The organism is Rhizobium sp. BK619 (assembly GCF_014195245.1).
GTDB classification, from domain to species: Bacteria; Pseudomonadota; Alphaproteobacteria; order Rhizobiales; family Rhizobiaceae; genus Rhizobium; species Rhizobium acidisoli.
The window spans coordinates 122,876-148,468 of record NZ_JACIBH010000014.1 but is presented as its reverse complement, the minus strand read 5'-3'; the positions used below and the strand labels follow the sequence as shown (position 1 = coordinate 148,468).

The 25,593-nt window shown below is 63.0% G+C and carries 24 protein-coding genes and 1 riboswitch; of the genes, 17 read left to right on the top strand and 7 right to left on the bottom strand.

Going from position 1 to position 25,593, the window contains the following annotated elements; genetic code table 11:
- Positions 1-183 precede the first annotated feature (183 nt).
- Together FHX14_RS25620 and FHX14_RS25615 are read left to right on the top strand one after the other, a co-directional pair.
- Positions 184-642, top strand: a complete 459-nt coding sequence (locus FHX14_RS25620) for a YbaK/EbsC family protein (protein ID WP_003595696.1) — start codon at positions 184-186, stop codon at positions 640-642.
- Between the two features lie 82 nt (positions 643-724).
- A complete protein-coding gene (locus FHX14_RS25615) occupies positions 725-1,732 on the top strand; it encodes a Tim44 domain-containing protein (RefSeq protein WP_003595698.1) in 1,008 nt (335 codons plus the stop codon).
- Positions 1,733-1,752: 20 nt separating this feature from the next.
- On the opposite strand, the gene FHX14_RS25610 is transcribed toward FHX14_RS25615, so the two are convergent.
- Positions 1,753-2,784, bottom strand: coding sequence for a hydroxyacid dehydrogenase (locus tag FHX14_RS25610; protein ID WP_184379555.1), 1,032 nt, complete (start codon positions 2,782-2,784; stop codon positions 1,753-1,755).
- Positions 2,785-3,053: 269 nt separating this feature from the next.
- Between FHX14_RS25610 and FHX14_RS25605 the strand changes: the two genes are divergently transcribed.
- The 7 genes from FHX14_RS25605 to cydX all read left to right on the top strand — a co-directional run bounded on the left by FHX14_RS25605 (position 3,054) and on the right by cydX (position 10,887).
- Positions 3,054-3,653: a HupE/UreJ family protein gene (locus tag FHX14_RS25605; protein WP_184379553.1), complete on the top strand. Its 600-nt coding sequence runs from the start codon at positions 3,054-3,056 to the stop codon at positions 3,651-3,653.
- Positions 3,654-3,940: 287 nt separating this feature from the next.
- The gene (locus FHX14_RS25600; protein ID WP_184379551.1) at positions 3,941-4,519 is read left to right on the top strand and encodes a GbsR/MarR family transcriptional regulator; all 579 of its coding nucleotides are present in this window, start codon (positions 3,941-3,943) and stop codon (positions 4,517-4,519) included.
- A 4-nt stretch (positions 4,520-4,523) separates the two neighbouring features.
- Positions 4,524-6,248, top strand: a complete 1,725-nt coding sequence (gene cydD / locus FHX14_RS25595; RefSeq protein ID WP_184379549.1) for a thiol reductant ABC exporter subunit CydD — start codon at positions 4,524-4,526, stop codon at positions 6,246-6,248.
- Positions 6,245-7,933, top strand: coding sequence for an ATP-binding cassette domain-containing protein (locus FHX14_RS25590; RefSeq protein ID WP_184379547.1), 1,689 nt, complete (start codon positions 6,245-6,247; stop codon positions 7,931-7,933). The genes cydD and FHX14_RS25590 overlap by 4 nt, the downstream gene beginning before the upstream one ends.
- A 76-nt stretch (positions 7,934-8,009) precedes the next feature.
- Positions 8,010-9,590: a cytochrome ubiquinol oxidase subunit I gene (locus FHX14_RS25585; RefSeq protein WP_184379545.1), complete on the top strand. Its 1,581-nt coding sequence runs from the start codon at positions 8,010-8,012 to the stop codon at positions 9,588-9,590.
- A gap of 6 nt (positions 9,591-9,596) precedes the next feature.
- Positions 9,597-10,751, top strand: a complete 1,155-nt coding sequence (gene cydB, locus FHX14_RS25580) for a cytochrome d ubiquinol oxidase subunit II (protein WP_184379543.1) — start codon at positions 9,597-9,599, stop codon at positions 10,749-10,751.
- A gap of 13 nt (positions 10,752-10,764) precedes the next feature.
- Complete coding sequence (gene cydX, locus FHX14_RS25575) at positions 10,765-10,887, top strand: cytochrome bd-I oxidase subunit CydX (protein WP_184379541.1); 123 nt, start codon at positions 10,765-10,767, stop codon at positions 10,885-10,887.
- Positions 10,888-11,070: 183 nt separating this feature from the next.
- On the opposite strand, the gene FHX14_RS25570 is transcribed toward cydX, so the two are convergent.
- The gene (locus FHX14_RS25570) at positions 11,071-11,964 is read right to left on the bottom strand and encodes an NAD(P)/FAD-dependent oxidoreductase (RefSeq protein WP_184379539.1); all 894 of its coding nucleotides are present in this window, start codon (positions 11,962-11,964) and stop codon (positions 11,071-11,073) included.
- Positions 11,965-12,089: 125 nt separating this feature from the next.
- Between FHX14_RS25570 and FHX14_RS25565 the strand changes: the two genes are divergently transcribed.
- Positions 12,090-12,749, top strand: coding sequence for a TetR/AcrR family transcriptional regulator (locus FHX14_RS25565; RefSeq protein WP_184379537.1), 660 nt, complete (start codon positions 12,090-12,092; stop codon positions 12,747-12,749).
- 25 nt (positions 12,750-12,774) lie between these two features.
- Positions 12,775-13,641 (top strand): methyltransferase domain-containing protein, encoded by an 867-nt coding sequence (locus FHX14_RS25560; protein ID WP_184379535.1) that lies wholly within the window; start codon positions 12,775-12,777, stop codon positions 13,639-13,641.
- A gap of 98 nt (positions 13,642-13,739) precedes the next feature.
- On the opposite strand, the gene FHX14_RS25555 is transcribed toward FHX14_RS25560, so the two are convergent.
- From FHX14_RS25555 to FHX14_RS25535, 5 genes are all read right to left on the bottom strand, one after another.
- A complete protein-coding gene (locus tag FHX14_RS25555) occupies positions 13,740-15,743 on the bottom strand; it encodes an aldo/keto reductase (RefSeq protein ID WP_184379533.1) in 2,004 nt (667 codons plus the stop codon).
- Positions 15,744-15,781: 38 nt separating this feature from the next.
- Entirely contained in the window at positions 15,782-16,864 is a 1,083-nt protein-coding gene (gene ugpC, locus FHX14_RS25550) for a sn-glycerol-3-phosphate ABC transporter ATP-binding protein UgpC (protein ID WP_184379531.1), read from the bottom strand.
- A gap of 12 nt (positions 16,865-16,876) precedes the next feature.
- Positions 16,877-17,713, bottom strand: a complete 837-nt coding sequence (locus FHX14_RS25545; RefSeq protein ID WP_003595713.1) for a carbohydrate ABC transporter permease — start codon at positions 17,711-17,713, stop codon at positions 16,877-16,879.
- Positions 17,710-18,570: a sugar ABC transporter permease gene (locus tag FHX14_RS25540; RefSeq protein ID WP_012560130.1), complete on the bottom strand. Its 861-nt coding sequence runs from the start codon at positions 18,568-18,570 to the stop codon at positions 17,710-17,712. Before FHX14_RS25540 ends, FHX14_RS25545 begins: the two co-directional genes overlap by 4 nt.
- An 82-nt stretch (positions 18,571-18,652) precedes the next feature.
- The gene (locus FHX14_RS25535) at positions 18,653-19,927 is read right to left on the bottom strand and encodes an extracellular solute-binding protein (RefSeq protein ID WP_184379529.1); all 1,275 of its coding nucleotides are present in this window, start codon (positions 19,925-19,927) and stop codon (positions 18,653-18,655) included.
- Between the two features lie 84 nt (positions 19,928-20,011).
- Here FHX14_RS25535 and FHX14_RS25530 point away from each other — a divergent pair, with 84 nt between their 5' ends.
- The 6 genes from FHX14_RS25530 (at position 20,012) to FHX14_RS25505 (ending at position 25,590) form a co-directional block, all read left to right on the top strand.
- Entirely contained in the window at positions 20,012-20,932 is a 921-nt protein-coding gene (locus tag FHX14_RS25530) for a helix-turn-helix domain-containing protein (RefSeq protein ID WP_184379528.1), read from the top strand.
- Positions 20,933-21,141: 209 nt separating this feature from the next.
- Positions 21,142-21,250: riboswitch (guanidine-I (ykkC/yxkD leader) on the top strand.
- Between the two features lie 73 nt (positions 21,251-21,323).
- A complete protein-coding gene (locus tag FHX14_RS25525; RefSeq protein ID WP_184379526.1) occupies positions 21,324-22,397 on the top strand; it encodes a putative urea ABC transporter substrate-binding protein in 1,074 nt (357 codons plus the stop codon).
- A 66-nt stretch (positions 22,398-22,463) separates the two neighbouring features.
- Positions 22,464-23,282, top strand: coding sequence for an ABC transporter permease subunit (locus tag FHX14_RS25520; protein ID WP_184379525.1), 819 nt, complete (start codon positions 22,464-22,466; stop codon positions 23,280-23,282).
- Positions 23,279-24,109, top strand: a complete 831-nt coding sequence (locus FHX14_RS25515) for an ABC transporter ATP-binding protein (RefSeq protein ID WP_012560126.1) — start codon at positions 23,279-23,281, stop codon at positions 24,107-24,109. The genes FHX14_RS25520 and FHX14_RS25515 overlap by 4 nt, the downstream gene beginning before the upstream one ends.
- Positions 24,106-24,927 (top strand): urea amidolyase associated protein UAAP1, encoded by an 822-nt coding sequence (locus FHX14_RS25510; protein ID WP_184379523.1) that lies wholly within the window; start codon positions 24,106-24,108, stop codon positions 24,925-24,927. The genes FHX14_RS25515 and FHX14_RS25510 overlap by 4 nt, the downstream gene beginning before the upstream one ends.
- Positions 24,928-24,939: 12 nt before the next feature.
- Positions 24,940-25,590 (top strand): urea amidolyase associated protein UAAP2, encoded by a 651-nt coding sequence (locus tag FHX14_RS25505; protein WP_012560124.1) that lies wholly within the window; start codon positions 24,940-24,942, stop codon positions 25,588-25,590.
- Positions 25,591-25,593 lie beyond the last annotated feature (3 nt).

Below are 25,593 nucleotides of genomic sequence, written 5' to 3'. Positions count from 1 at the left end.
TGTCTGTCAGACTTGCAAGCGGCGGTTTTCGGGAGTGCATTTTACGCTTCGAATTGTGCCTGCCCTCCGGCAGGCCCGCCTGTCTTTCGAGACGCGCAAAGCAGGCTGCGGCGCCTTCAATCCTCGTATCGTGCCTTCCGAAAACCGGTTCCGATTTTCGGGCCGATGCGCTAGCATGCGGCCATGAGCCTTGAATCTGTCCGCGCTTTCCTGCGTGCGAACGCACCCGATATCGACATCATCGAAACCGCCGAGAGCTCCTCGACGGTGGCGCTTGCTGCCGAGGCCCATGGCGTCGAGCCGGCCCAGATTGCCAAGACGATCTGCCTGCGCGTCGGCGAGCAGATGATGCTGGTCGTTGCCGGCGGCACGGCAAGGCTCGACAATCGCAAGTTCAAGGACACCTTCGGCGCTAAGGGGCGCATGCTCGACGCCGAGGAGGTCGTGGCGGTCACCAGCCATCCGGTCGGCGGCGTCTGCCCGTTCGGCCTGCCCTCGCCGTTGCCGATCTATTGCGATATCTCGCTGAAGCGCTTCGATGAAGTCGTGCCGGCGGCCGGCTCGACGAATTCGGCCGTGCGCATCGAAACCGGACGGCTGGCCGAGCTGACCGGCGCCAGCTGGGTCGATGTCTGCCAGTAAGCGGCGAAAAACTTCAAACCTGGAAAAGAGTACCTATATTCTCTCCCGACATGCCGTGATCGTGCATGACAGGAGATCAGGAATGCCGAGTGCCATTTCGCGTTTTGCCAAGTTCGCGGCAATTGCCGCTCTGACGGGCGCCACAGTTTTTGCTTCCCTTGACGATGCAGAAGCGCGCCGGGCCGGCAGCAGCGGTTTCGGAAGCCGCGGTACCCGCACCTTCCAGGCTCCGCCTGTCACCAGCACCGCGCCTGCACCCGCCGCGCCGATCGAACGGTCGATGACGCCGCGCCCGCAGACCACGGCACCAGCGACCGCGCAGCAGCCGTTCGGCGCCCAGCGCCCTGGTCTCTTCGGCGGCTTCGGCCGTTCGATGATCGGCGGACTGATTGCCGGCGGCCTCCTCGGCATGCTGCTCGGTCACGGTTTCGGCGGCGGCTTCGGCTTCCTCGGCATGCTGCTGCAGATCGCGCTGATCGGCGGTGCCGTCATGCTCGCCATGCGTTATTTCGCCAACCGTCGCCAGCCTTCCTACGGCGCCGGCGGCCAAGGCGGCTCCTTCAGCCGGCCCTATGGTATGTCGCCCGCCAACAATTCGTCCTTCCAGATCCCGGCGATCGGTTCGGGTGCCGGCTCAGGATCGTCCTCGCGCGGCAACCGGCCGAGCGACGAGATCGGGCTGGCGCAGGCCGATCTCGATCAGTTCGAGGAATTGCTGACCGACGTTCAGACCGCTTACGGTGCCGAGGATTACGCCACGCTGCGCCGGCTGACGACGCCTGAGGCGATGTCTTATCTTGCCGAGGAACTCGGCGAAAACGCCACCAACGGCGTGCGCAACCGGGTCTCCGACGTCAAGCTGCTGCAGGGCGACATTGCCGAGGCCTGGCGCGAAGACGGCCAGGAATATGCAACGCTTGCCATGCGTTACTCCTCGATCGATGCCATGGTCGAACGCGACAGCGGACGTGTCGTTTCCGGCGACGATCGCCGCCCGAGCGAAAGCACCGAGGTCTGGACCTTCGTGCGCAAGTCAGGCGCCGACTGGAAGCTTGCCGCGATCCAGGGAAGCGGGCAGCGCGCCGCCTGAGGTGGCCCCCGTCTGCCGGCTTAATTCACCGCGACCGGCTTGGAACGCATGCGCGAAACCGTTTCGCGTTCCGCCCGCTTGCAGCGCATCGGCGGCAGGCCGCGGTCCATCAGGTCCATGTCCTCGAGCACCATGTCGCCCATCTTCTTGAAGGCGCTGTCGAGCGCGCCGGCCCGATGCGCCGAGCGGATGAAGCCTTTCAGGCTCCGCACCGGGTGATCGGGCGGCAGCGGCTCTTCTGGGTAGACGTCGCTTGCCGCGACAATATGACCAGACGAGACGGCGGCCATCAGCGCTTCGAAATCGACGACGTCGGCGCGGCTGAGCAGGATGAAGGCAGCACCCCGGCGCATGCCGGCGAAGGCTTCTGCGCCGAGAAATCCCTTGTTTTCACTGGTGACGGCGGCGACGACGAAGATGAAATCGCTCTTTTTCAGCACCTCCTCCAGGCTTGCGGGTTCGACGCCGTTTTCCTCGAGGATCGAGCGGGGCAGCCAGGGATCGAACACCCTGATGCGGGCCCTGAAACCGGAAAGCAGCCGGCGCAGCGCCTTGCCGAGATCGCCGAAGCCGACAATACCGATCTCGGAGCCGGCGATCAGCCGCGCACCCGCATTGCCCTCCCCGCCCCAGAGTTCGTTGCCGTCGCGGAACGCGACATCCGCATCGACGATGCCGCGCGCCAAGGCCAGCGCGAAGCCGAGACCGATTTCGGCGACCGGCTCGGCAAAGACTTGGCCCGTGGTCACGACATGAATGCCGCGCTCAAACAGCACCTCATAAGGCATATTGTTGAGAAGATTGCTTTCGACGTTGAGGATCGAGCGCAGGGCCGGCATTTTCGCCAGCGTTTCAGCCGAAAGCGGCGGCTGGCCGATAATGTAACGGGTCCTGCCGAGGATCTCGTCGCCGAGGCCGGCGATATTGTCGGGATCGGCCTCGACGATCTCGTATTTCGCATGCAGCTCGGCGCGCGCCTGATCGCTGAAGATCAGCCCGAGCGTGCGGGGTTCGGGGGCGCTGATCGCCAGCGGCCGCTCGGTGTTCGTCATGGGCGTCTCCTTCGTCGCGGGCGATTTGCGCTGGCTCCGCCGGATGATTGATAGCCCCTGTGCCGGGAGGTTTCCAGGCGGATCTCGGAGCAATGGGATAAGCTGTCGAAAACGGCATTTGCCTATCAGATAAGCAATTGAATTGCCTTGTTATTTCGTGGCGTTGTCGTTGACGGAACGGGCTCCTTGAATTAGCGTGATGCGCGCGACTTGGAATCGCGCGGTTTTCAGCGGCCGCAGGATGTTCGAAAACTTACGAGGGATGAGCCATGAAATCAGCACTCAAGAGCGGCCTGCTTGCTTTGGCTGCCACAGCACTTCCAGCCGTAGCCTACGCCCATCCCGCGATCGGCGAGGCCGCGGGCTTCAGCCATGGCTTTGCCCATCCGATGTCCGGCCTCGATCATATCCTCGCAATGGTGATGGTCGGCGTTTTTGCATTTCAGCTCGGCGGTCGCGCCACCTGGCTGGCGCCGGCGACCTTCGTTCTGGTCATGGCGCTCGGCGGTGCTCTCGGCGTTGCCGGCATTAATCTTCTCTTCGTTGAAACCGGCATTGCGCTTTCCGTCGTCGTCCTCGGCGCGGTTATTGCCCTCAATGTCAAGGCGCCGCTCGCCGCAGCGCTCGGCCTCATCGGCCTCTTCGCCGTCTTTCATGGTCATGCGCACGGCGCCGAAATGCCGGAAGATGCGAGCGGTGCCGCCTATGCCCTCGGTTTCTTGGTCGCGACCGCGCTTCTCCATGCCGCCGGCCTCGCCCTCGGCTATATCATCGGCCGCGCCGGCGAACGTCAGGGCGCCTTCGTAACGCGCGCGGCGGGCAGTGTTGCCGCCATTGCAGGCGTCGGGATCCTGGCCGGCTTGATCTGAGCCGACAATATTTGAGCCGCCTGCGAAGGCTGCATCCTATCTATCATCGCATTCCGATCAGAACGCCCGGTAAGCCATAACCGGGCGTTTCCGCGTCATCGCTGCAAAGTGCGGCGGACTTGATCCAAATCAAATCCAGCCATGCTGCGCCGGGTTATATCCGACCCACGATCAACGAACGGACATCCAAATTGACGCAGGGCCGCCTTGCCGGTTGGCGGCGAGGTGCAAAAGTCAGTATAGTGATTTCAGAAATTTCTGAAATCACAGACGCAACGGAAACAACGATGAACCTTCCGCCTCTCGTCCAGTCCTTCGTTCTCCACTTCGGCGAAATGGGATCGCGCTGGGGAATCAACCGCACGGTCGGCCAGATCTACGCCCTGCTCTTCGTCTCGCCGGCACCGCTCTGCGCCGAGGAGATCGCCGAGTCGCTCGGCATCTCCCGCTCCAACGTGTCGATGAGCCTGCGCGAACTGCAGGCCTGGAACCTCGTCCTTCTCAAACACAGGCCGGACGATCGCCGCGATTTCTTCACCACGCCCGATGATGTCTGGCTCATCTTGCGGACGCTTGCCGAGGAACGGAAGAAGCGTGAGGTCGATCCGACGCTGTCGGTTCTGCGCGAAATCCTGATGCAGCGCCCCGCCAGCGAGGCCGAGCGCCATGCGCAGCTGCGCATGAGCGAAATGCACACGCTGATCGAACAGCTGACCCATTGGTATGAGGACGTAAAACAACTTGAAACCGAAAGGCTCGCAACGCTACTCTCGTTGGGCGCGAAAGTGACAAAGCTTCTGGAGGCCAAGGACCGGGTCGTTTCGCTCGGCCGCAGCCGCCGGCCGAATCCTGCGAACAAGAGTTAGCGCCATGGGCACTGCTTTCTTCGACGCGACAGATAAACAAGAGACGCGGCCGCCGGCAGGCGTTTCGCCTCGCGGTGACGCGGCGAAGGGCGGGCTGCGCAGCGCGGCGATGCTGCAGGCGCTGGCCGCCGCCATCTGGATCCCGCAGGCCGGCTTGCTCGCCATCTCGGTCGGCCGCATTGCCGATGGCGGTGGATTGCACGACGTGCTCTGGCCGGCCTTCGGCATTCTCCTCCTCGGATTGGCAAGAAGCTGTCTCGACGCAGCCGGCGGCCGCCTGGCCTTTCATGCCGCGCGCGCCGAGCTCAGCCGCAGGCGGCAGGCCGCCGTCGCCGCCCTTTGCCTGTCGTCGCCGATCGATCGCGGCCGGCCGGCCTCCGGCAAAGCCGCAAGCGTCATCGGCGAGCAGGCTGAACTCATCGTGCCCTATCTCGCCCGTTTCCAGCCGGCGCGGATGAAGGCAAGCTTCGTGCCCTTCGTCATCCTCGCCTTCATCCTTCCGGTCTCCTGGATCGCCGCGCTGGTTTTGCTGTTTGCCGCGCCGCTGATCCCGATCTTCATGGCGCTGATCGGCTGGCGCGCCCAGGCGGCCAGCGAAAAACAGCTCGTTGCGACCGGTGGCCTCAACGGCTTCCTGCTCGATCGGCTGCGCGGACTGGCGACGATCCGGGGGCTCGACGCGGTGGATGCCACCGCGCTGCGGCTGCGCCGCGAGGCGGAGTCGCTGCGCGTGCGCACCATGGCGGTGCTGAAGATCGCCTTTCTCTCCTCGGCCGTGCTCGAGCTTTTCGCAGCGCTCGGCGTGGCGATGATTGCCGTCTATGTCGGTTTCAGCCTGCTCGGCGAGATCCGCTTCGGCACCTGGACAGGCCGACTCGACCTGACCGAGGGACTGTTCATCCTGCTGCTGGCGCCGGCCTTCTTCGAGCCGCTGCGCGAACTCTCGGCCGTCTGGCACGATCGAGCGGCAGGCGAAGCGGCGCTGAAAGCGCTGGATGCTCTGGCTGCAGGCGGGTTGCCGATCCGGGGATCGGCCGAGACAACAGTGCTTGCCGGCACCGGGGCGCCGGCCGTCCGCTTCGAAAATCTCGCCTTTCGCTACGGCGCCGGCGAGCCGCTGATATTAGACGGTTTCAACCTCGATATCGCCGCCGGCGAACATCTGGCCCTTCTCGGTGCAAGCGGCTCCGGCAAATCGACGCTTCTTTCCTTGATCGCCGGGCTGGCGCCCTGCGCCGGCGGGCGCATCGTCATCGGCGGCGTCGAGCTTGCGGATAAGACTGCCGCCAGCCTGCGCGGCGGCATGGCGTGGATCGGCCAGAAGCCGTATATCTTTGCCGGCACCATCGCAGGCAATATTTCGCTTGGCAGGCCCGGCATCGTAAGCGGCGATGTCACGGATGCGCTTGCCGTCGCGAGACTTGGTAAGGTGGCCGAGGCCTATGGCGGCCGGCCGCTCGGCGAGGGCGGCATCGGGCTTTCCGGCGGCGAGGCGCTGCGGCTTGCGATCGCGCGGGCGGCCTGCAATCCGCATCTGAGGATCATCCTGGCCGACGAGCCGACCGCGCATCTCGATGCCGTCACCGCCGCCGAAGTCACCGAGAGCCTGCTTTCGCTTTCCAGAGGGCGCACTTTGATCGTTGCGACCCATGATCCGCTGCTGGCAGCGCGCATGCATCGTAGCATCCGCATCGACGCCGACATCATTGTGAGGGAGGCCGCCGAATGAGCACATTCGCTGCAGATCTGAAGCCGATCCTGCGTCTGTTCTTTGCCGAGCGCCGGCGCGCGCTGCTGCTCGGCGCAGCACTTTCGGCGGCGACGGTCGCGGCTGGTATCGCCCTGCTCGGCCTGTCCGGCTGGTTCATCACCGCCACCTCGCTTGCCGGCCTTTCCGCGGTCGCCATAACGTTCGACGTCTTTGCGCCGTCGGCCGGCATCCGCCTGCTGGCCATCATCAGGACAGTGGCGCGCTACGGTGAAAGGCTTGCAACCCATGACGCGACGCTCGGCGTGCTCGCCGCTCTTCGCGAAAGATTGTTTCGCGGCTTCGCCGAACCGGGCGCGGCGCGCACGCTGCTGCATCGTCCGGCAAGGCTGCTCTTCCGGTTGACGGCCGATATCGATGCGCTCGACTCGCTCTATCTCCGGATCCTCGTGCCGGCCGCGGTGGCGATCGGCGCTGCCCTTGCGGCCAGCCTCGTGCTGGGGCTCATGCATCCCTCGTTCGGCCTGCTCTCTTTCTTCTTTCTCGCCGGCGCCGGCCTCGGCCTGCCCTTGATCGCCGCTCGGGTGGCGCGCAAACATGCCCGCAGGCGCGTCCACGGCATCGAGGCGCTGCGGTCGCGGACGATCGATCTCGTCGCTGGCCAGACCGACCTGTTGATGGCCGGCCGGCTTGCCGCGCAGAGGGGTGCGATCGCTGCCGCCGATCATTATGCCGGGCGCGCCGACGACCGGCTGAACCGCGTCGAAACCGGCCTGACATTCGGCTTCGGCCTCGTCTCCACCCTGCTGTTGACGGCATCGCTGCTTGCCGTCGCTGCCCTTGCGGAAACGAAGGCGATTACCGCGCCGGTCGCAGCCCTCGGCCTTCTCGTCGCCTTTGCAGCCGTCGAACCCTTCGCGGCGCTGCGCCGCGGCGCCCTTGAACTGGGCCGGACCTTGCTTGCGGCAAAACGCGTCGGACCGCGGCTTGCCATCGCGGAGGCATCCGAAGCATTGGCGCCGCCGCTGCCGGGATTTGCCTTTTCGCTGGCCGATGCATCCGCCTTCCATGAAAATTCCGCCGTGCCGGCACTCCGGGACATCGCGCTCACGCTCCAGCAGGGCGAAAGCCTGGCCGTCATCGGCAGCAGCGGCGCCGGCAAGTCGAGCCTGCTTGCTCTGCTTTCCGGCGAACTGCCGGCAAGAACAGGAACAGTCGCCGCGGTAACGCCCTCCTTGCTGACACAGCGGACGGAACTCTTCGAGGACAGCCTGCGCGGCAATCTCGCTCTTGCCAACCCCGATGCGAGCGAGGCCCGTCTTCGCGGCGCGCTCGCCGCTGCCGGGCTGCTTGCCGATGTCGAGGCCATGCCGCGCGGGATCGATACGCCGCTCGGCGAAGGCGGGCTCGGCCTTTCCGGCGGCCAGTCGCGCCGGCTGGCGCTTGCCCGGCTCTTCCTGCGCGACACGCCGCTCTGGCTGCTCGATGAACCCACAGAGGGTCTCGACGGCGCCACCGCCCGCGACGTGCTCGGTCGCCTGTCGGCAATGGCCGACGGCCGCTCTTTGGTGATCGCCACGCATATCCGCCGCGAGGCTGCCATCGCAGACCGCATCGCCGTCATCGAAGGCGGCCGCATTTCAGAGATTTCGCGCCGCGGAGACGCGGCGTTCGAAAAGGCGCTCGACCGGCTTCGGCCGGACTGAGCGAGATCGCATGCCCTCAAGCGCCGGCCGGCGCTCGAGGAACGCTCCGGCCCCGTGGGACCGTGGGAGAAAGACAATGGAACTAGATATCGTAGCGCTTTCGCGCTTCCAATTCGCGCTGACGGCGCTGTACCACTTCCTGTTCGTACCGCTGACGCTCGGCCTGTCCGTGCTTCTGGCGATCATGGAAACCGTCTATGTCATGACCGGCCGCCAGATCTGGCGGCAGATGACGAAATTCTGGGGCACGCTGTTCGGCATTAATTTCGTGATCGGCGTCGCCACCGGCATCGTCATGGAATTCCAGTTCGGCATGAACTGGAGCTATTACAGCTATTATGTCGGCGACATTTTCGGTGCGCCGCTGGCAATCGAAGGCCTGATGGCCTTCTTCCTGGAGGCAACCTTCGTCGGTCTGTTCTTCTTCGGCTGGGACAAGCTGTCGAAGGTCGGCCATCTCGTCGCCACCTGGGCTGTGGCGCTGGGTTCGAATTTCTCAGCCCTCTGGATCCTCATCGCCAATGGCTGGATGCAGAACCCTGTCGGATCTGCACTCAATCCGCAGACGATGCGCATGGAGATCACAAGCTTCTTCGACGTGGTCTTCAATCCAGTCGCCCAGGCGAAATTCGTCCACACGGTCTCGGCGGGTTACGTCTGCGCTTCGATCTTCGTGCTTGGTGTTTCGGCCTGGTATGTGATCAAGGGCCGGCATATCGAGCTGGCCAAGCGCTCGATGACGGTTGCCGCCTCCTTCGGCCTCGCCTCGGCGCTGTCGGTAGTCGTGCTTGGCGATGAGAGCGGTTATCTCGCCACCGAGAACCAGAAGATGAAGCTCGCCGCGATCGAGGGCATGTGGAAGACCGAGCCGGCTCCGGCCGCCTTCACCGCCTTCGGTTTCCCCGACCAGGAAGCGCGTGAAACACATTTCGCCGTGCATATCCCCTGGGTCATGGGCCTGATCGGCACACGGTCGCTGACGACAGAGATCCCCGGCATCGATAAGCTCGAACAGCAGGCCGAAACCCGCATCCGCCACGGCATCAAGGCCTATGACGCGCTGATGCAGATCCGTGCAGCGCCGGCGCAGGATCAGGTGGCGCAGGAGGTGCGCAGCTCCTTCGAGGATCTAGGCCATGATTTGGGTTACGCTCTTCTTCTGAAGCGCTATGTCGACGATCCCCGCCAGGCAACCAATGAGCAGATCGTCCAGGCCGCACGCGATACCATCCCGCATGTGCCGACGCTCTTCTGGTCCTTCCGCATCATGGTCGGCCTCGGCATCTTCTTCATCCTCTTGACCGCCACCTTCTTCTGGCTGTCGGCGCGCCGGCATCTCGACAAATATCCGCTGCTGCTGAGGATTGCGGTGCTGGCGATCCCCCTGCCCTGGGTCGCCATCGAGCTTGGCTGGGTCGTCGCCGAGTTCGGCCGCCAGCCCTGGGTGATCGAAGGCGTGCTGCCGACGGCGGCAGCCGTCTCCAGCCTCGGCGCCGGCACCGTGCTTTTGACGATCATCGGTTTTGCCGCGCTCTACACGGTGCTGATCGTCATCGAGATGGGCCTGATGATCAAGGCGATCCGCCAGGGCCCTGAACCGGACGACGGGCCGGAAGCGGTGCTGATTTCCGAAACCCTCGTCCCGGCCGCGGAGTGACCTGCCATGATCCTTCACGAACTCATCGACTATGAAACCCTGCGCATCATCTGGTGGCTGCTGCTCGGCATAGTGCTGATCGCCTTTGCGGCGACAGGCGGCTTCGATCTCGGCGTCGGCACCCTTCTGCCCTTCGTCGCCAGGACCGATACGGAACGGCGCGTGGTGATCAACACCATCGGCGCCACCTGGGAAGGCAATCAGGTTTGGCTGATCCTCGGCGGCGGCGCCATCTTCGCCGCCTGGCCGCCGCTCTATGCGGTCTCTTTCTCGGGCTTCTATCTGGCGATGTTCGCGATCCTCTTCGCGCTCATCCTGCGCCCCGTCGGCTTCAAATACCGGTCGAAGCGGGAGAGTGCCCGCTGGCGCAATGGCTGGGACTGGGCGCTCTTCGTCGGCGGCTTTGTACCGTCGCTGATCTTCGGCGTCGCCGTCGGCAACGTGCTGCAGGGCGTGCCCTTCCGCTTTGCCGACGATATGCGGATCTTCTACGAAGGCTCGTTCTTTGCCCTGCTCAATCCCTTTGCATTGCTTTGCGGCCTGCTCTCCGTCGCCATGCTGACGATGCATGGTGCGGCCTGGCTGGTGCTGAAGGCGAGCGGTCCGGTTGCGGAGCGGGCCAGACGCTATGGCAGCATCGCCGCCCTGGCCGCCATCTCGCTGTTTGCCCTCGGCGGCGTCTTCCTGTGGATCGGCGTCGGCGGCTACCGCATCACCAGCGATATCAGCCCGATCGGACCTTCCAATCCGCTGCTGAAAACGGTGGTAATCGAAAAGAGCGCCTGGCTTGCCAATTACACCGCCCATTCGTGGATGATCGCAGCACCGGTCCTCGGCTTTGCCGGGGCGGCACTGGCGTTCATTGCCATGCGGGCACGGCGCGAGGTGATGACGTTGCTCTTCAGCACGGTCGCCGTCCTCGGCATCATCTCGACGGTCGGCCTGTCGATGTTCCCCTTCATCCTGCCCTCCTCGCTCGATCCGCGATCAAGCCTGACGGTCTGGGATGCGTCCTCCAGCCATATGACGCTGTTCATCATGCTGGTGGTGTCGGCGATCTTCCTGCCGATCATCTTTGCCTACACGGCCTGGGTCTACAAGGTTCTGTGGGGCAAGGTCGATGAAAAATCCGTCACCGACAAAAACAGCCACGCCTACTGAGGGAGACGAAACGATGTGGTATTTTGCATGGATTCTCGGCCTGCCGCTGGCCGCCGCTTTCGCCGTCCTCAACGCCATGTGGTACGAGTTGATGGACGACGCCGCCGGAAAGAAGGCGTCCGAGACGCGTAAGTAGAAAGGGGCACCGTGGGCATTTCTACAACAATACCCGCTAAGGGAATTCGAAGTTGTTTGGATTGAAGCGGTTCGCGCGGATTGGCGGGCCGGAGGTCTTAGCGAGTAGAGCGCCCGGTCCGTCCGCTGCCCGCAACCTCCAGAATATGATCGCCCGCGCACCCGGGGAAGAGCTTCTCTGCTCTCAAACCAGCATCGACTGCTGGGCGAAGATGCCTGCCATTGCGCCTTGCCATGATGCCGTGGTGACCGAGGGCATTCCGGGGTTGGCGAGGTCGCCGGCGGCGTAGATGCCGGGCATGCTGGTCTCGCGGCGCTCATCGACCTTGAGGGCGATGCCGCTGGGCGTATCGACTGTGGCGAGGTCCAGTGATTCATGCAGGCTGGCGGACGGCTTGTTGCGCGGATGAGCGAACAGGATGTCGACCGCGACATTGGGGCTGGTATCGAGTTTGATGGTGGCGCTATGGCCCCCGTGATGGGCGATCCCGGTGATCCGGCCTTCGACGACAGGTATGCTGCGGCGCGCCAGATCGGCCCGGATATCGGGCGGAATGTCGTGACCATCGGCGAACAGCGTCAACCTGTCGGTCCAATCGTGGAAAAGCCTGGCCTGATTGTGCGACTGCCGGCCGGACCAGACGAGGCCCCAATGCTGGCCGGCGACTTCAAAGCCGTCGCAATAGGGGCAAGGCACGATTGAGGTGCCCCAGCTTTCGGCAAAGCCCGGAACATCAGGCATCTGGTCGGCGACGCCATAGCTCAGGATCAGGCGGCGCGCCCCAAGGCTTTCGCCATCGCCAGTGAGGACGGAGAAATCATCGATGGCGCCGGAGATGCTGTCGGCCCGGGCACTGACCAGCTTGATCGTGGGATAACGCGCCAGCTGCTGCCGCGCCTCGGCCAGAATGTCCAGCGGCGGCTTGTGGTCGTGGCCGAGCAGGCCATGCGAGTGGCCAGCGAGGCGGTTGCGCGGCAGGCCGGTATCGAGAACGGTGACCTTGCGGCGGGCGCGGCCGAGCTGCAAGGCGCCGGCGAGACCGGCAAAGCTGCCGCCGATGATGATGACGTCTTCCATGGTGATGGGCTCCGTGTCGTGGGTGGGGAACCTTAAGTTTGAACCTACCCATTGGCTTGCACATTTCAGATACTACATGGTATCGTAATGCAAGAATTACGATACTGTCAAGGATCGGAATTGTCGTGACCGAAAACAGCCAGGGCCGGCGCGGCAGGCCCGCCAACGAAGCGCTTGGCCAAACAATCGTCGACGCCGCGCGCGAACTCTTTGTGGAATTGGGCTTTCAAGCGACGACATTGGACAAGGTCGCCCAGCGGGCGAAGATATCCAAGCTCAGCATCTATCGGCACTTCGAGAACAAGGAGGCGCTGTTCAGCGCGGCCATCGCGGCCGGCTGCCATCAGTTGTTTTCACCACAAACCCTCCTTGAAGGCGTCGACGGTTCGGTCGAAGATCAGCTCATGGCGGTGGGATCTTTACTGCTTCGCACGCTGTTGAGGTCAGACGTCCGCAGTGTCGAAGCTATGGTCATGGCCGACAGGGCGAATCAAAACTCGTCAAGCAAGCTCCATTACGAAGCCGGGCCCGCCTATGTCATCGCCCAAATCGAGGCCCTGTTGCGTCAGCTGCACGCCAAGGCGGTTCTGAACGTGCCCGATCCTCTCCGGTCCGCCCGCTTGTTTGCCGCGCTTTTCAAAGGATCCGATCTCCTGATCATCGCGCGCTTCGATCAGGCGAGAGCAGAGGACGACAACGAAATCGAATCCTATTGCCGGTCGGCCGTCGCGATGTTCATCGCCGCGCACGGTGGCAGCGACCACGCGGGGGAGCAGCCTAGTTAAGAACGGATCAGAACAAGGATATGGCATGGCAGAGAAAAATCTTTATCAGATAGCCGACTGGAATGGCCAAAGCGGGGAGCGCTGGGTCGCTTACCAGGCCCGGCTCGATGCCATGATGGCGGTGTTCGGCCAGGCCGCGATCGAAGCCGCCGCGCCCGCCACGGGCGAGCGCGTACTGGACGTCGGCTGCGGCGCGGGAGCGTCGAGTCTGGCTCTGGCCGCCCGCGTCGGCGCGGAGGGCCATGTGCTAGGCGTAGACATATCCGAATCGCTGATCGGCAGAGCGCGCGCGCTAGCGTCGCCGAATACGCCGGCCGTGTTCCAAGTGGCCGACGCCAGTAGTAGTACCGAATTGCCCGAGGGCGCGTTCGACATCCTGTTCTCGCGCTTCGGAGTGATGTTCTTTGACGATCCTACAGCGGCGTTCGCTCATATGCGCCGTGCGCTCAAGCCGGGCGCGCGGGTCGCTTTCGTCTGCTGGCGCGGCATGGCCGAGAACGATTGGGTGCGCTTGCCGATGGGCGCGATCAAGGGCATCGTCCCGCCGATGGCACCACCTGATCCCGAAGCGCCCGGCCCGTTCTCGTTTGGCGACCAGGGGCGCGTGGCGCGTATCCTGACGGCGGCCGGCTTCACCGATATTGCTATCGCGCCATTCGATGCCTCCATCCCGTTCGGCGAGGGGGGGACGCGGGACGCGGCGATCGACGACGCGGTGGAGATGACACTCGAGGTCGGCCCGCTGTCGCGCGCTCTCGCTGGTCAACCCGACGACATCCGGGCCCGCGCCTCGGTCGCGGTTCGTGCCGCCTTCGCGGGCTGCCCCGGTGAGCGGTCGGTGATGATCGACGGCGCGGCGTGGATCGTCACCGCGCGCAATCCGGCAAGCTGACCGGGATTAATAGGGGTATACGCCCCGTCTCGATGGCTCGGCGTCGGCCGTGACGCGATCGAAAAAGGGCGCGGCTCGAACCGCGCCCTTTTATTGGGTCAGCCTTCCAGCCATTTCACCTGATCGGGTGTCAGTCGGATGTCGAGCGCCGAAAGACTGTCTTCCAACTCGGCGACAGTACGCGGTCCGATCAACGGAATGACCGGGAAAGGCTGGGCGATCACATAGGCGAGCGCGATGTGGATCGGGTTGCGGCCAAGCTTGTTGGCAAGCTCGATGGCGCGGTCGCGGCGTCCGAAATTGCGTTCGGAATACCAGACCCGAACGATCTCCTCGTCGTCCCGCTTGTCGCGGCCGGCGCGGTCGGTGAAGAAGCCGCGGCCCTGGCTCGACCAGGCAAAGTTCGGGATCTGCTTCTCGTTCAGCCACGTCTTCCAGTCGTCGTCGGAGGCGGCGACGCAGCCGGCCCAGATCGGATCCAGCATCTCGGCGAGCGAGAAGTTGTTGGAGAGAGCCGCCGGCGCTGCCTTGCCGGTCTTTTCGGCATAGGCGATCGCCTCGTCGAAGCGCGCCCGCGTCCAGTTCGAGCCGCCGAAGATGCCGCGGATACGGCCGCGCTTGACCTCGGCATCCATGGCATCGACGAACTCGCCGACCGGCACGTCGGTATTGTCGCGATGCATGAAGTAGATGTCGACATAGTCGGTCTTCAGCCGGGCGAGAGACTGGTCGAGCTGCTTGGCGATCATGTCGGGATAGCAGAGCGGCGAATGTGCGCCCTTGCCGATCAGCACGATCTCCTCGCGCGGCACCTGGCGGCTCGTGTGCCAGTCGCCGAAGATCGATTCCGTCTTGCCGGCGCCATAGACATAGGCCGTGTCGAAGGCATTGCCGCCGGCCTCGTAAAAGGCGTCGAGCGTCAGCGAGGCGGCGGCAAAGTTCGGGAAGAATTCGAAGCCGAGCGTCACCACCGAGGCCGGCTTGGAAATGCCGGGTATCTCACGCCGCGGAATGCTGCTGCCGTGCGTGACTGCGCCGCCGGCAATGTTGGTCGTGCGCTTTGCCGCTTTCTCGACGCCGTATTCCAGGCCGACCGAGGCGCGCCACTGGTCGAGCACGCGCAGGTTGGCGATCGAATCCGCCCAGCTCATGCCGGGAGAGCTGAACTCGGTTTTGCCGGCGCGGATCGCATCGCCCGCCGCGTCCGCCTCGAAGGAATAGAGCCAGCGATCTTCCTTTACCTCGACCGTCTCCTGTTTGCCGCCCTTGAAGATTTCGATCTTGCCGACGCCGCCCTTATGGCCGGAGGCGAACCAGAAGTCGGCGACTTCGATCCGGCCCTCGGAGCCGATGATACGCAGCACATTGTCCTGCTGCGCCATGATCGAGCAGGAGACTTCAGCAATGATCTCGTTCGGGAATTTGAGCACTGCGGAGGCCCATTCATCGACGCCGCTCTCGCCGAGATGAGCGACGCCTGAAACTTTCTCCGGGTCGAGGAAGGCCTTGCCTTCCGCGGCGCCGGCGATCAGCCTTGCCATCGAGACCGGGTAGCCGCCGACATCGAGAATGCCGCCGCCGGCGGTATCATTGGCGAACAGCCTGTGCTCCGGCTTGTAGCTGCCCATATTGAAGCCGAAGCTCGAGCGGATGATGCGGACGGTGCCGATGACGCCACTCTTGATGAGTTCGACCAGTTTTTCCGTCTGCGGATGCACGCGGTACATGAAGGCTTCGCCGGCAAAGACGCCGGCCTTCTTGGCCTCGTAATAAACGGCTTCGGCATCATAGGCCGAAAGCGCGATCGGCTTTTCCACAAGGATGTGCTTGCCGGCGCGCGCGGCCTTGATCGCCCATTCGGCATGGCCGGTATGAGGCACGGAGATATAGACCGCATCGACCTCGGGGTCGGAAAGCAGCGCCTCGTAACCCTCGACGATGCGGGCGCCGGGGAAGTTTTTTGAAAGTCCCGGCTTGGAAGGATTGCGGGTAGCGATCGCCACCAATTTACCGGTTCGCGAATGGGCGACGCCATCTGCAAAGGTGCGAGCGATGGTGCCGGGGCCGATGATGCCCCAGCGGATCGGTTGATCGGAAGTCATGGAAACCTCTTTCGTCTTTCTGCCTTGGGATTTGTGGTTTAGCGAAGCCGTTTTCCGGCGCCGTCGAAAAGGAATGTGTGGCTTGCGGGAAGGCCGACGGTCAGCGTCTCGCGATTGCCGGCGGTGCGCGATTCCGGCCGCTCGATGATCAGCTGCTCACTGCCGATGGCGGCATAGATGTAGCTGGTGTTGCCGAGATGCTCGGCGACGTCGATGGCGACGGTGAGATCGGCATCGCCCATGCCGGCATCGACGAAATGTTCGGGACGGATGCCGAGCGTCACCTTCGTGCCGGCTTCGATGGGTTCGGTGACGGGCAGCGGCAGACGCATATTGGCATCGCTTTCGAGCGCGATCACCACCCTGCCCGGCTGCGCCTCGACCACCATGGCTTTGAGGAAATTCATCTTCGGCGAACCGACGAAACCGGCGACGAACTGGTTGGCGGGATCGTCGTAAAGATCGAGCGGCGCGCCGATCTGCTCGATATTGCCGGCGCGCAGCACGACGATCCGGTCGGCGAGCGTCATTGCTTCGGTCTGGTCGTGGGTGACATAGATCATCGTCGTGCCGAGCTGCTTGTGCAGCCTGGAGATTTCGACGCGCATCTGCACGCGCAGTTCCGCATCGAGGTTCGACAAGGGCTCGTCGAACAGGAACACCTCCGGTTCGCGGACGATGGCGCGGCCGATTGCGACGCGCTGTCGCTGACCGCCGGACAGCTGCTTCGGCCGCCGTTTCATCAGCTCGGTGATCTGCAGGATCTCGGCGACGTGGCGCACGCGCCGCTCGGTATCGGCCTTCGGATTGCCGTTCATCCGCAGGCCGAAGCTCAAATTTTCCTCGACGGTGAGATGCGGGTAGAGCGCATAGGACTGGAAGACCATGGCAATGCCGCGATCGGCCGGCTCGACGTCGTTGACGACCCTGCCGCCGATCCGAAGCTCACCGGAGGTGATGTCCTCAAGGCCGGCGATCATCCGCAACAGCGTGGATTTGCCGCAGCCGGAGGGGCCGACGAAGACGACGAATTCGCCGTCTTTCACCTCCAGATCGGCGCCATGGATGATCTCGAAGCCGCCGAAGCGCTTGACGATATTGCTGAGTGAAAGCTCTGCCATGCGGCCTCCTGATTACTTGATTGCGCCGGCGGCGATGCCGGCGATGAAATGGCGCTGGAGAGCCACGAAGACGACGAGGATCGGCGCCGTCAGCAGCACCGCGCCGGCCATGATGCCGCCCCAGGAAACCTTGGTGAGACCGATCAGCGTTCCCAATGCCACCGGCGCGGTCATCATTCCCGGTTTGGAGTTGATGAGCAGCGGCCAGAGATAGTTGTTCCAGGAGGCGAGGAAGAGGATGATCGCCAATGCCGCCATGGTCGGGCGCGCCAGCGGCAAGGCGATGCGCAGGAAGATCTGCCATTCTTTGACGCCCTCGACACGGGCCGCATCGAAAAGCTCGCCCGGCATCATCGAGAAGGACTGGCGCATGAACAGTACGCCGAGCGAATTGAACAGCGGCGGCACGATCAGCGCCACCCAGGTGTTCGCCAGCCGGAACTCGCGGGCCACCATGATGAATTGCGGGATGACGACCACGGAGAAGGGCAGCGTGATCGTTCCAAGGATGATGGCGATGACGATGGAGCGACCGACGAAACGGTAACGCGCCAGCGCCCAGCCCGCCATCGAGGTCAGCATCACCGACAGGAAAGTATAGATGATCGCGACGCCGACGGAGATCGTCATCGCGCCGATGAAATCGGTATCGGCCTGCAGGTTCTTGAAATTCGCGATGAAGTTTGTGGACGGCCAGAGCACGATGTCGGGGCTGAAAATGCCGTTGTCGGGCATCGTCGAGAAGACGAACATCATCCAGAGCGGAAACAGCCAGATCAGCGCAAGCGGCGCCAGTGCGGCGTGCAGTACGATCTGGCGCATGAGTAGGGATCGCGACCTGGATTTCATTTCGGATCCCTCCCGACCCAGAGATTGAGAAGCGAGATCACCACGGCAAGGGACGCCATCGTGTAGGCGATCGCCGAGGCATAGCCGAAGTTCAGCGAGGTGAAGCCCTGGCGGTAAAGCAGCAGGCCGAGCGTCTCGGTACCGCCGCCGGGGCCGCCGCGATTGGTAATGAGGAAGGGCTCGGTGAAGAGCTGCATGGTGCCGATCACCGAGAGCACCACGCAGAAGAGGATGATCGGTTTCAGGAGCGGCAGAGTGATGTGAAAGAACTGCTGTACCTTGCTCACCCGGTCGAGTGTGGCAGCCTCGTAGACATCGTCCGGAATCGACTGCAGGCCGGCCAGGATGATGATGGCGTTATAGCCCGCCCAGCGCCAGGTGACGGCGAGGATGATCAGCGCCATGGCGGCATTGGCGTTGTCGAACCAGGAAACCGGGCTGAGGCCGACGGCGGAGATCAGCTTGTTGATGATGCCGAAATCGAGGCTGAACATAAGCCGGAACACCGCGGCATAGGCGACCTCGCCGACGACGACGGGCGCAAAGAAGGCGAAGCGGAAAAGCGGGCGCGCTTTCAAGAGCGGCGAATTGAGCATCACGGCCATGACGGTCGCAAGCGCGATCATCACCGGGACCTGGATCACCAGGATGATGAGCGTATTGTAAAGAGCATTATAGAAGGCCGGATCGTAGAAGAGCCGACCCCAATTGGCCTGGAAACTATATTTCCACGGGTTGATGCGGGTGTTCTGAAAGGAAATCAGGAACGAATTGATGATGGGCCAGACCCAGAAAGTGGCAAAGACCAGCAAATAAGGGGCAAGGAACGCATAGGCGCTCCGGGTTCTGAACGGCATCGAGCCTCCTCCTCACGAACGAATGACCGGCCGCCTTGCAAGGCGGGAGAAAGCCGGGCGCCGAAGCGCCCGGCGTCGTCAGTCATTGCGCCACTGGAAGCCCGGTCGCCGAAGCGATCTGCTTGGCAGCATCGTCGAGGGCTGCCTTCGCGTCGGGATAACCGCCGGCGAAGAACTTCGTCTGTGTTGCCTTGAAGATGGCTTCAGCATCGCTCTGGAAAGCGGTGCCGCGGCTCGGCACGATCTTCGGCAGCGTCGCCAGGATATCGGCCCAGACCTTCTGGCCGCCCCAATAGGGCTGCGGTTCGCTGATGAAGGGGTCCTTCTCGGCCGAAAGCAGCGACGGCACCAGGCCGAATTCCTTCAGCATGGTAATCTGGCCCTCATTGGTGCCCAGCGCGTAGTTGACGAATTTCCAGGCGGCTTCCTTGTTGGCCGAAGTCGCCGAAATGGCGAGCGACGAACCACCGAGATTGGCCGCATGCGGGCCGTCGGCCGTCAGGCTCGGCATCCTGTAAACGCCCCACTTGCCCTTGAGATCGGGAGAGGTCGAGCGCACGGTGCCCTCGTACCAGCCGCCATACAGCTGGCTCGCGGCCTTGCCGGCGGTATTGGCCTGGATCTTTTCGTCCCAGTTGGCCGCCGTCAGCGTGCCGGCGTCCTTCATTTCCTTCACCTTTTGCAGCGAGGCGACGCAGGCCGGCTGGTTGATGGTGATATTCTGGCCGTCGGTCGAATAATAGCCGCAGCCCTGTTCGTTGGCGATCATGCGAAACCATTCGCTGTCGCCGTTGAAATCGGCCTGGGCCATGACGACGCCGGGATTGGCGGCGGAAATCTTTTTGCCGGCGGCGATGAAATCGTCCCAGGTGCTGATCGTGCTCGGATCGACACCGGCCTTTTCGTACATGTCGCGGCGGTAAAAGACGGCGACAGGACCGGAATCCCACGGCATGGCGTAGGCGACATCGCCGACTTCGAGCTCGGTGCGCTTGAAGTCAGGAAATTTCGCCTGGATCTCGGACGTATAGCCGAGCTCCTTCAGATTGGCGAAGCAATCCGGGAAACGGCTCCAGAAGATTTCAGCTTCGAAATTCTCGATGCTGACAATATCGGGAAGGCCGTCGCCGCCGGCAGCGCAGGCAGCCAGCGTCTTGTCGAAGACCTGGCTGTTGCCGAGGTCCTCGACGGTGATCTTGATATCGGGGAACTGTTTGTTGAAGCCCGGAAGCGTGGACTTCAATGCCGACGCGGCGACATTCCAGCTCCAGATAGTCAGATTGGCCGACTCAGCGAATGCGGAGCCGGAAGCTAGCAGTGCAACGGCTGTGGTGGCAGCCAGAAGTTTGAAGCGCATTGAAAATCCTCCCTTTTCAATTGCCGATCTTACGAACCCGGTTAAACTAACTGTCAGGGAGCGGCTGTCTCCTAAAAAGGGAATATGGATTTGGCGGAAAGTAAGGTCGGAGTGCGTGCAATCTATCAGCCCGGAGCGAGCAGCATCGAGGGTTCGCCGACAGCGCTGCAGATGTTTCATGCCCATCCGCCGATCATGGCCATGCCGCACTGGCACGCGCAGGTCGAGGTCAACTACGTGATTCGCGGAAGCGTGCACTATCGCATGAGCGACCACGAATTCCGGCTTAACGCCGGCGAAATGTGCCTCTTCTGGGGTGGGCAGCCGCATCAGATGGACGAATCCTCGGACGATTCGCTCTATGCGGGGGCGCACCTGCCGCTCGTCTATTTCTTCCGGCTGCGCCTGCCGATCAGCATTTCCAGCCGACTGATGAAGGGCGAGACATTGCTGACGTCGGCAACCGATGCGGCCGACATCGACAATTTCGCTCGCTGGTTCCGCTATGCCAACTCAGGCAATCCCGCCAAGGCCCAGCACGCCGTCGACGAGTTGCTGCTGCGTATCGAGCGCATCGCGCTCGAACCTTATTCGATGACGACGTCGAAAACGGCTGTCAGTCTCGAAAGTGATCAGCCGCATCCGCATTCCTCGCGCAGCGTCGCGCGCATGTGCGATTTCATCGCCGCCAATTTCCTGCAGGATATCGATTCGGTCGATATCGCCCGCGCCGCCGACCTGCATCCGAAATATGCGATGAACCTGTTTAAGCGAACGACCGGTATGACCCTCAGCAAATATGTGACGCTGCTGCGGCTGTCACGTGCCCAGGCGATGCTGATGAGCGAGGGCGCCAACGTGCTGCAGGTGGCCATGGACAGCGGCTTCGGCTCGATCAGCGCCTTCAACAAATCCTTCCGCCATATCGCCGGCATGTCGCCATCGGACTTCCGTCGCGATATCCGACTGGTGACGACGATTCCCGCCGGCGCCTTCCGAAACTAGGGCGTGTCGCAATTCGGCATTCTACGAGTTCTGCTTGCTGCTTGCCTTTCTTGTGAGCGGAAAGACGTCAACGCCTAAGGCGGCGGCAGAATGCGCACATTTTCTGTGCAAGTGCATGCACTATGTATTTGCTGCGAGAGATAATGCCAGAGATATATTAATGAAATCAATGATTTACAGTTTGGCACAGCCTTTGCTTCGATAGTTGCAGAGTTGGTGGCTAGGGTTCCGGCGTCGCAAGGCGCGGCTGGTCCGAGAGCTGCCACCGGCGGGGGAGACATCCCGTCGGGTGCACGGCGGGATAAAAGCCCGGGAGACCTCGTAAGCCAAGGGATTGGCGGCACGATGGTCATTGCCGATCCCTTTTGAAGAAAAGCAAAGGGGAATTTCAATGCAGACTTTTTCGAAAATCCTATCGATAGCCGCGCTGACGGCATCCCTGACGCTCGGGCACAGCGCCATCGCGAAGGCCGAACAGAAGACAGATTTCAAGGTCGCCTGGTCGATCTATGTCGGCTGGATGCCGTGGGGTTACGCGGCCGATCACGGCATCGTCAAGAAATGGGCAGACAAATACGGCATCAAGATCGAGGTCACCCAGTTCAACGACTACGTCGAATCGATGAACCAGTATACCGCCGGCGCCTTCGACGCCGTGACCCTTACCAATATGGACGGCCTGTCGATCCCGGCGGCCGGCGGCGTCGATACCACAGCTGTGATCGTCGGCGACTTCTCGAACGGCAATGATGCCGTCATCCTCAAGGACAAGGCGAGCCTTGCCGACATCAAAGGCCAGAGCGTCAATCTCGTCGAATTCTCCGTCTCGCATTATCTGCTGGCCCGCGCGCTGGAGAGCATCAAGATGACCGAGCGCGATGTGAAAGTGGTCAACACCTCCGATGCAGACATGGTCGCCGCTTACAAGACGGCTGACGTGACGGCGGTCGTCACCTGGAACCCGCTGGTCTCGACCATACTCGAGGACCCCACGGCGAAGAAGGTGTTCGACAGCTCGCAGGTGCCGGGTGAAATCATCGACTTGATGGTCGCCAACACCGGCGTGCTGAAGGACAACCCGAATTTCGGCAAGGCGCTCGCCGGCATCTGGTATGAAACCGCAGCGCTCCTGACCGCCGACAGCGCCGACGGCAAGGCTGCGCGTGAGGCGATGGGCCAGGCATCAGGCACCGATCTCAAGGGTTTCGAATCCCAGCTTGCAGCCACCAAGCTGTTCGCCAAGCCGGCCGATGCCGTGGCTTTTACCGCCTCGGGCAGCCTGCCGAAGACCATGGATCTCGTCCGCAGCTTCCTGTTCGAAAAGGGTCTGCTCGGCAGCGGCGCGCCGTCGGCCGACGTTATCGGCATCGAAATGCCCGACGGCAAGGTTCTGGGCGACAGCGGCAACATCAAGCTGCGCTTCACCGAGACCTACATGAAGGCGGCCGCCGACAGTTCGCTCTGAGCAATGTCCAAGCAGCGGTGCGGTCCTGACCGCGCCGCCCAACCTTTCATCAGCGGAGCTTTCCCCATGCGCTGGATCAACACGAGGCCGAGCCGGGGCGCGCAGCTTGCCTTGACGCTGCTGCCCTTCGTGCTGCTGATCGTTGCCTACACTTTCGGCTCGGCGGCACGACTGGCGGAAAACGCCAACGACAAGCTGTTGCCCGGTCTTGCCGGTTTTGCCGACGCGATCGACCGTCTTGCCTTCATCGCTGATCCGCGTACCGGCCAATATCTGCTGTGGTCCGATAGCGGTGCGAGCCTGATCCGGCTGTTTGCCGGCCTCGGCATCTCGACGATCACTGCGCTCGTCATCGGCATGCTGATCGGCATGCTGCCGTATCTCAGGGCGCTGCTCTCCCCCTTCGTCGCCGTCATCTCGATGGTGCCGCCACTGGCGCTGCTGCCGATCCTCTTCATCGCCATGGGGCTCGGCGAAGCTTCGAAGATCGCGCTGATCGTCATCGGCGTCGCGCCGACGATGATCCGCGACCTTGCGCTGAAGGCGCTGGAACTGCCGCGCGAACAGATCGTCAAGGCTGAAACGCTCGGCGGCTCCTCCTGGCAGATCGGCCTTCGCGTTGTGCTGCCGCAGGTCCTGCCCCGGCTGATCACTTGCCTCAGACTTCAGCTCGGTCCGGCCTGGCTGTTCCTGATCGCGGCCGAGGCGATCTCGTCGGATTCCGGCCTCGGCTACCGCATCTTCCTCGTGCGCCGCTACCTCTCGATGGACATCATCTTTCCCTATGTCGTCTGGATTACGCTGCTCGCCGTGGTCATGAACTACATCCTCGATCGCATCCGCATCGCCGTCTTCCCCTGGTCGGAACTGGAGAAGCAGGCATGAGCGAACTGGTGATCGAGAAGGTCTGGAAGGAGTATGGCGACCAGATCGTACTCGAAGACGTGTCGCTGACCGTCGCCTCGCGTGCCTTCGTCGCCCTTGTCGGCCCGTCCGGCTGCGGCAAGACGACGTTTCTGCGCATGCTGCTCGGCCAGGAACGGCCGACACGGGGCGCAATCCGGCTTGACGGCGAAGCGCTGCCGCAAGAGCCGGGGCCGGACCGCGGCGTCGTCTTCCAGCGTTATTCGGTCTTTCCGCATCTGACCGTGCTCGGTAACGTGCTGCTCGGCCGCGAGCTTTCCACTTCGCGCTACAAGGCAAAGCTCTTCGGTGCTGCCCGACGCAGCGCCGTCGACGAGGCACGGCGGTTGATTGCCGAAGTCGGCCTTTCCGGCGCCGAGGACAAATATCCGGCACAGCTTTCCGGCGGCATGCAGCAGCGCCTGGCGCTGGCGCAGGCGCTGATCATGAAGCCGAAAGTGCTGCTGCTCGACGAGCCTTTCGGCGCGCTCGATCCCGGCATCCGCGCCGAGATTCACACCTTGATGAAGCGGCTCTGGCACGAAACGCAGATGACCGTCGTCATGGTGACGCATGACATGCGCGAGGCCTTCACGCTGGCAACACGCGTCGTCGCCTTCGAGCGCCGGCGTGACCGCCCGGAGGAGAAGCAGCGCTACGGCGCGACGATCACCAAGGATATTTCGATTTGGCCGCCGAGACTTGCCGGCGCGCCCCCCGTCTTCAGCCCCGACCGGGACGGCCCGGTCATTTCTCTGGGCCTTCGCCGGGACGACCCGGCTTCCAGTCCGTCAGGAGAAAAACCATGATGCATGTCAGGCGTTCGCCCGAAGAGATTGCCGCTAACCGGCAGCGTTACGAGGAACATCAGAAGAAGGGGCTGGAATTCGCACCGAAAGCCCTGCCGGCGCCGAGCCCCCTGCCCGCTCCTGCAATCGAAGCTGCTGCGATCATCCATCAGGAAACCATCCCCGGCGGCTGGTACTGGTCAACCGCGCTGAAGCGCGGCGAGGCGCTCCGCATCGATCAGGGCGAAGGCGGATCGACCGTGGCGCTCGTCGCCTGGAACGCTACCGAAACCAGCGAGCGGCTCAATCTCGTCGACACGGTCAAGGTGCAGTGGACGACTGCCCTCGGAAAGGGGCGCGTTATCTTCTCGGATATGGGCCGGGTGATGTTTTCGCTGATCGAGGACAGTTCGGGCGCCCATGATTGCCTGATGGGCGGCTCGACGGCAGCTTCGAATGCTGCGAAATATCCGGGCGCCAACACGCGCAACACCCGCGACAATCTCGTGCTCGCCGCCGGCAAGCTTGGCCTCGCCAGGCGCGACATTCCTGCGATTCTCAATCTCTTCGCCCCCGTCCGCGTCGATGATGACGGCGGCTTCCACTGGCACGGCAAGCGCTCCAACAGCGGCGATTATGCCGAGCTGCGCGCTGAGATGGACATGATCGTCGGCTTTTCGAATTGCCCGCATCCGCTCGATCCCGACCCGGTCTATCAGCCGAAGCCTGTTATCGTCACGCGCTTTCGAGCAGCAGCGCCTGCAGTCGACGACCTGTCCCGCACGGCGACCGCCGAAGCTCTTCGCGGCTTCAAAAACAACGCTTCGATGCTGGCCTGAGGGAGGATGACAATGACCGATTTCATCAAGACTTCAGCTTCGCGCAGCCTCGACAACGCCGTGCAGGACCATTTCATCGCAGCCGAGGCGCCGTGGTCCGGTATCGTCCGCAAGGGCCAGACGATCCGCATCGAGGACAGCTACGGCCAGCAGGCAATCGACACGCTGTTCTACCGTGCCGATGACTTTGCCGAGCGTTATTCCAACCAGGATACGATGCGGGCGCAGGCAGGCGCCTATATCGGCACCGGTACGAGGATCATCTCAAACGAAGGCAACGTCATGCTTGTCATGACAGCCGACAGCTGCGGCCGTCATGATACGTCAGCCGGCGCCTGCTCCTGCGAGAGCAATACCGTGCGCTTCGGCCACGGCACGAAATATCTGCATGCCTGCCGCGACAATTTTGTGCTCGAGGTGACCAGGCACGGCATGAGCAAGCGCGACATCGTGCCGAACATCAACTTCTTCATGAACGTGCCGATCAAACCGAATGGCGAGATGACCATCGTCGACGGCATTTCCGCACCGGGTGATTACGTCGAGCTGGTGGCGGAAATGGACGTGCTCTGCGTCATCTCCAACTGCCCGCAGATCAACAATCCCTGCAACGGCTTCGATCCGACGCCAATCCGGGTGCTGATCTGGGACGGCGAGGACTGATCG

Excerpts from the sequence above, each read along its gene's own strand:
- FHX14_RS25505 (WP_012560124.1), top strand. The coding sequence starts at position 24,940 with ATGACCGATTTCATCAAGACTTCAGCTTCGCGCAGCCTCGACAACGCC.
- FHX14_RS25515 (WP_012560126.1), top strand. The coding sequence starts at position 23,279 with ATGAGCGAACTGGTGATCGAGAAGGTCTGGAAGGAGTATGGCGACCAG.
- FHX14_RS25620 (WP_003595696.1), top strand. The coding sequence starts at position 184 with ATGAGCCTTGAATCTGTCCGCGCTTTCCTGCGTGCGAACGCACCCGAT.
- FHX14_RS25545 (WP_003595713.1), bottom strand. The coding sequence starts at position 17,713 with ATGAAATCCAGGTCGCGATCCCTACTCATGCGCCAGATCGTACTGCAC.
- FHX14_RS25555 (WP_184379533.1), bottom strand. The coding sequence starts at position 15,743 with ATGACTTCCGATCAACCGATCCGCTGGGGCATCATCGGCCCCGGCACC.
- FHX14_RS25605 (WP_184379553.1), top strand. The coding sequence starts at position 3,054 with ATGAAATCAGCACTCAAGAGCGGCCTGCTTGCTTTGGCTGCCACAGCA.
- FHX14_RS25535 (WP_184379529.1), bottom strand. The coding sequence starts at position 19,927 with ATGCGCTTCAAACTTCTGGCTGCCACCACAGCCGTTGCACTGCTAGCT.
- FHX14_RS25570 (WP_184379539.1), bottom strand. The coding sequence starts at position 11,964 with ATGGAAGACGTCATCATCATCGGCGGCAGCTTTGCCGGTCTCGCCGGC.
- FHX14_RS25540 (WP_012560130.1), bottom strand. The coding sequence starts at position 18,570 with ATGCCGTTCAGAACCCGGAGCGCCTATGCGTTCCTTGCCCCTTATTTG.
- cydD (WP_184379549.1), top strand. The coding sequence starts at position 4,524 with ATGGGCACTGCTTTCTTCGACGCGACAGATAAACAAGAGACGCGGCCG.
- FHX14_RS25520 (WP_184379525.1), top strand. The coding sequence starts at position 22,464 with ATGCGCTGGATCAACACGAGGCCGAGCCGGGGCGCGCAGCTTGCCTTG.
- FHX14_RS25530 (WP_184379528.1), top strand. The coding sequence starts at position 20,012 with ATGGATTTGGCGGAAAGTAAGGTCGGAGTGCGTGCAATCTATCAGCCC.
- FHX14_RS25585 (WP_184379545.1), top strand. The coding sequence starts at position 8,010 with ATGGAACTAGATATCGTAGCGCTTTCGCGCTTCCAATTCGCGCTGACG.
- FHX14_RS25525 (WP_184379526.1), top strand. The coding sequence starts at position 21,324 with ATGCAGACTTTTTCGAAAATCCTATCGATAGCCGCGCTGACGGCATCC.
- FHX14_RS25600 (WP_184379551.1), top strand. The coding sequence starts at position 3,941 with ATGAACCTTCCGCCTCTCGTCCAGTCCTTCGTTCTCCACTTCGGCGAA.
- ugpC (WP_184379531.1), bottom strand. The coding sequence starts at position 16,864 with ATGGCAGAGCTTTCACTCAGCAATATCGTCAAGCGCTTCGGCGGCTTC.
- FHX14_RS25590 (WP_184379547.1), top strand. The coding sequence starts at position 6,245 with ATGAGCACATTCGCTGCAGATCTGAAGCCGATCCTGCGTCTGTTCTTT.
- FHX14_RS25610 (WP_184379555.1), bottom strand. The coding sequence starts at position 2,784 with ATGACGAACACCGAGCGGCCGCTGGCGATCAGCGCCCCCGAACCCCGC.
- cydB (WP_184379543.1), top strand. The coding sequence starts at position 9,597 with ATGATCCTTCACGAACTCATCGACTATGAAACCCTGCGCATCATCTGG.
- FHX14_RS25560 (WP_184379535.1), top strand. The coding sequence starts at position 12,775 with ATGGCAGAGAAAAATCTTTATCAGATAGCCGACTGGAATGGCCAAAGC.
- cydX (WP_184379541.1), top strand. The coding sequence starts at position 10,765 with ATGTGGTATTTTGCATGGATTCTCGGCCTGCCGCTGGCCGCCGCTTTC.
- FHX14_RS25615 (WP_003595698.1), top strand. The coding sequence starts at position 725 with ATGCCGAGTGCCATTTCGCGTTTTGCCAAGTTCGCGGCAATTGCCGCT.
- FHX14_RS25510 (WP_184379523.1), top strand. The coding sequence starts at position 24,106 with ATGATGCATGTCAGGCGTTCGCCCGAAGAGATTGCCGCTAACCGGCAG.